Source organism: Acidovorax sp. HMWF029 (assembly GCF_003060895.1).
Lineage (GTDB): Bacteria > Pseudomonadota > Gammaproteobacteria > Burkholderiales > Burkholderiaceae_C > Acidovorax.
Window position 1 is genome coordinate 4,658 of the sequence record NZ_QAIH01000172.1, and the last position, 3,629, is coordinate 8,286.

Annotated in this window: 4 protein-coding genes; all 4 read right to left on the reverse strand. The window is 65.0% G+C overall.

Annotated elements, in window-relative coordinates; genetic code table 11:
* Positions 1-278 precede the first annotated feature (278 nt).
* Complete coding sequence (locus tag DBR12_RS12050) at positions 279-920, reverse strand: LysE family translocator (RefSeq protein WP_108617460.1); 642 nt, start codon at positions 918-920, stop codon at positions 279-281.
* 97 nt (positions 921-1,017) lie between these two features.
* Positions 1,018-1,647, reverse strand: a complete 630-nt coding sequence (locus DBR12_RS12055) for an ATP-binding cassette domain-containing protein (protein WP_108617461.1) — start codon at positions 1,645-1,647, stop codon at positions 1,018-1,020.
* A gap of 59 nt (positions 1,648-1,706) precedes the next feature.
* Positions 1,707-2,645 (reverse strand): EamA family transporter, encoded by a 939-nt coding sequence (locus DBR12_RS12060; RefSeq protein WP_108617462.1) that lies wholly within the window; start codon positions 2,643-2,645, stop codon positions 1,707-1,709.
* Positions 2,642-3,629: SDR family oxidoreductase (locus DBR12_RS12065; protein WP_199226680.1), on the reverse strand; the 988-nt coding region annotated here is incomplete at its 5' end. The genes DBR12_RS12060 and DBR12_RS12065, both read right to left, overlap by 4 nt.

Sequence of the window (3,629 nt, forward strand, 5' to 3'; positions counted from 1 at the left end):
CCCACTGAGAAACTGCAGACCGCTGCGGACGGGCATACGAACGGATCAAGGGCATGGTCAGGCGAAATGGTGGCAAGACTTACGCAAACAATGGGGCGGGAGCGGTTGACGCCTCGGAACGGGCGTTTTGACTGAAACCTTTTTTGCGTAAGTCGTGGGTGAATAGGCAAGGGGGTATGGTAGCCAGCGCCCCCCCAGGATTTGCCGCCGGGCGGGGGACCTTTACCGAGGATTTACGCGTGCTTTGGGCGGGGTTTACCAGGCCCCCGCGCAGGCAATCAGCGGTTGGTGGCCAACAAAAGACCACCAGCCCCCATGAAGAAACCGCCCGTAGCCTTGTTGAGCCGCGCCACCCCGCGCGAGGTGCGGATGAAGCGGCGGATCTGGCGGCCAAAGCTGGCGTACACGGCGGTCGAGACGAATTCGCTGCCCAGGTAGATGGAGCCCAGCACCAGGAACTGGCGCGCTGCAGGCTGCCCGGGGTCGATGAACTGCGGGAAGATCGCCGCAAACAGGATGATGGCCTTGGGGTTGGTGATGCCCAGCAAGAACTCTTGCGCGATAAGGGCCCGCAGGTTCACCAGTGCTGACTGGCCTGACTGGGAACCGTTGCCCGGCACGTCCTCCAGCGCCAGGCCACTGAATTCGCGGCTGCGCCAGGCGCGCCAGCCGAGCCAGAACAGATAGGCGGCGCCCACCCATTTCACTGCCGTGAAAGCCGCTTCGGACGCGAGCAGCATGGCCCCCAGCCCCACGGCCGACACGATGAGAAAGATGGCAAACGCCGCCGCACGGCCCAGAGTAGCAATCATGGCCGCACCCACACCAGCGCGGATGCCGTTGTTGAGGCCACAAAAATTGTTGGGCCCCGGGGTGAGCGAGATGGCGATGGCCACCGGAACGAATAGCAGCGCGTCCATGAAGCAGTCCTTGCGGGATGAATCGAGAGGGGAGAGTCGGCCAGTCTACGGCAGACCCTGGCACACCGCAGTCTGCAAGGCAGAAGCCCCAAAACGATCAGCGCCGCACCAGATCGACCACCGATCCCCAGGGCACATCCGCCAAGGTTTCGTAGTGCGCCACCACGATCAGGCGGTCTGACCGGGTGGCCTGGGACGCCAGGGCCTGCGCCAGGTAACGGATGGACGGTTTGTCCAGGCCGCCCACGGGTTCATCGATCAGGGTCAAAGGGGCATTCGAGGCCAGGGCACCGGCCATGAACACCTTGCGTTTTGTGCCGGTGGACAGCGCATACAACGGTTTGTGCAGGTGCTCGTGCAGCGCGAAGCCTTCGATGTGAGCATCCAGCGCGGCGGCATCCCACAGTGGGTAACGGACAGACAGGCTGTCCAGCAAGCCACTGGCGGTGAGTGTGTCCAGATCGCCCGAGCGGGGGTCGACCCAGAAGACTTTTTGCGCATAGGCCTTGGGGTCTTCACCTGGGTTTGTGCCCTGCAGCGTGATGCGCCCGGCCTGTGCGGTCAGCTCCCCCGCCAACAGGCGCAACAGCGTGGTTTTGCCACTGCTTTCGTCGCCGAGTGCCAGCACCAAGCCTGCGGGCAGCGCCGCCGACCACTGTTCCAGCACCCCACATTCCGGGTAGGAAAAACACAAGCCTTCCACCTGCAACACCACGTTCTCAGACATCCTGCATCCTTAGGTTTGTTGCGCAGGCACTCCGCCCAAGCCTGCGTCGGTCCCGGATTCTAGGGAGCCGTCGGGTGGGTCTCTGCGTTGCGCCGCCAGCGCGCCACCAGCCAGCCCCCAGTCTGGTTGACCACCAACCCACACAACACGGTTGCGGCGCCCGCCCATTGCAGCAGACGGGGTGTTTCGCCCAAAAAGGCATAAGCAGCCCACAGCCCCACCACGGGCACCAGCAGCGAAAAGGGCGTGACCCGCCCGGCCGCATGGCGTTGCAGCAGCTGTGTCCAGAGCGTGTAGGCCAGCAAGGTGGCCAAAAAGGCCAGGTAGCCCACGGCCAGCAGCGCCGAGCCATTGATGGCCCGCAGCTGCGCGCCCACGCCAACCACACCATCACTCCACACCGCCAGGGCACAAAACGGTACGATGGGTACCAGACTGCTCCACACGATGAAGGGGAATGGCGCATAGGCCCCAGCCTGTGCCGCTCGGCGCGCCACCAGGTTGGACACCGCCCACATGAAGGCCGCCCCGAGCGTGAGCACAAACCCCGCCAGCGTCATCTGACCCGGCCCTTCGCCATGCTCAAGGCCTATGGTCATGAGTCCCCCGAACGCCAGCGTGAGCCCCCACCATTGCCAGGGCTTGGCACGCTCGTCCAGCAGGGGCACGGCCAGCAGCAGGGTAAAAAACGCCTGCGTCTGCATGACCACCGAGGCCATTCCGGCCGTCATCCCCAGCTGCAGCCCCAGGAACAAAAAGCCGAACTGCCCCAGCCCCTGCGCCAGTCCATAACCCACCACAAAACGCCAGGGCAGCGACGGGAGCGGCACGAAGAGCAGGAATGGCAGCGACGCCGCGGTAAACCGCAGGGCGCCCAGCAGCATAGGACTGAGCCCCTGCAAGCCCAGCTTCATCACCACAAAGTTCAGCCCCCAGATGACCACCACAGCGAACGCGCGCAGCAAGTCGCCACGGCTCAACGCCGCTGGCGCACTCATGCGGTAGCCACCGGCGCACCCACCGCCACAGGCCTGCCCTGCCGGGCCCGTGCGGCGACAAAAGCCTCGAACGCCTGAGCGCTGGTTTTGCCGGGCACATAGCCCAGCTCTTGCTTGAGCGCCGTGTTCAGCAGCACGGGCCGGTAGCGCAAAAAATCCAGCTGCTCGGGACCGTAGCGGCTCACCCCCAGCGCGGAGCCCACGGCCAGTGCGGTGCGCAGCAGCCCGGCAGGCAGCTCCAGCACAGGCTTGCCCAGGCGCTGAGCGATCTCGCGCAGGGGCAAGGCGCCGTCACCTGCCAGGTTGAAGCACCCGGCGCGCTGCGTGCGCAGCGCATGCAGGATGGCGCCAGTCACATCGTCGTCCCAGACAAAAACAAAGGGGCTGGCACTGCCCCGGATGGCCAGCAGGCGCGGTTTCTCAAACAACGCGGTGATCTGGTTGTCCACCCGTTCGCCCAGGATGGTGCCAATGCGCAGCACCGTCTGCGCCAGCCCAGGGTGCTGAGTGCGGTACAGCGCCAGCATCTCCTCCACCAACCGCTTGTGGTGAGAATAGGCAAACACCTCGTTGCCTCGCAGTGCGTCTGTCTCGCACAGCCAAGCGGGGTTGTCAGCGTGGTAGCCATAGGCCGCGCCACTAGAGCTCACGACAAGCTGCTTCACGCCCGCGGAGACGCAAGCATCCAGCACGTTCTTGCTGCCTAGCACGTCCACCGAATATTCAAACTCGCGGCTGGAGCCCTTGCCAGGCGTGACAATGGACGCTAGATGAACCACGCTGTCGATGGCATGGTCGGCCAGCGTCTGCACCAGCGTGGGGTCGCGCACGTCCTGCTCCAGATAGCCCACGCCCGGCAGACGGCGCTCAGCTGGCACCTCGCGCACATCGGCCGCCACGATCACGCCTGTCTGCTCGCGTGCCAACGCCGCCACTACACTGCGGCCCAGAAAACCGTCTGCCCCAGTGATGAGGATGCGGCGG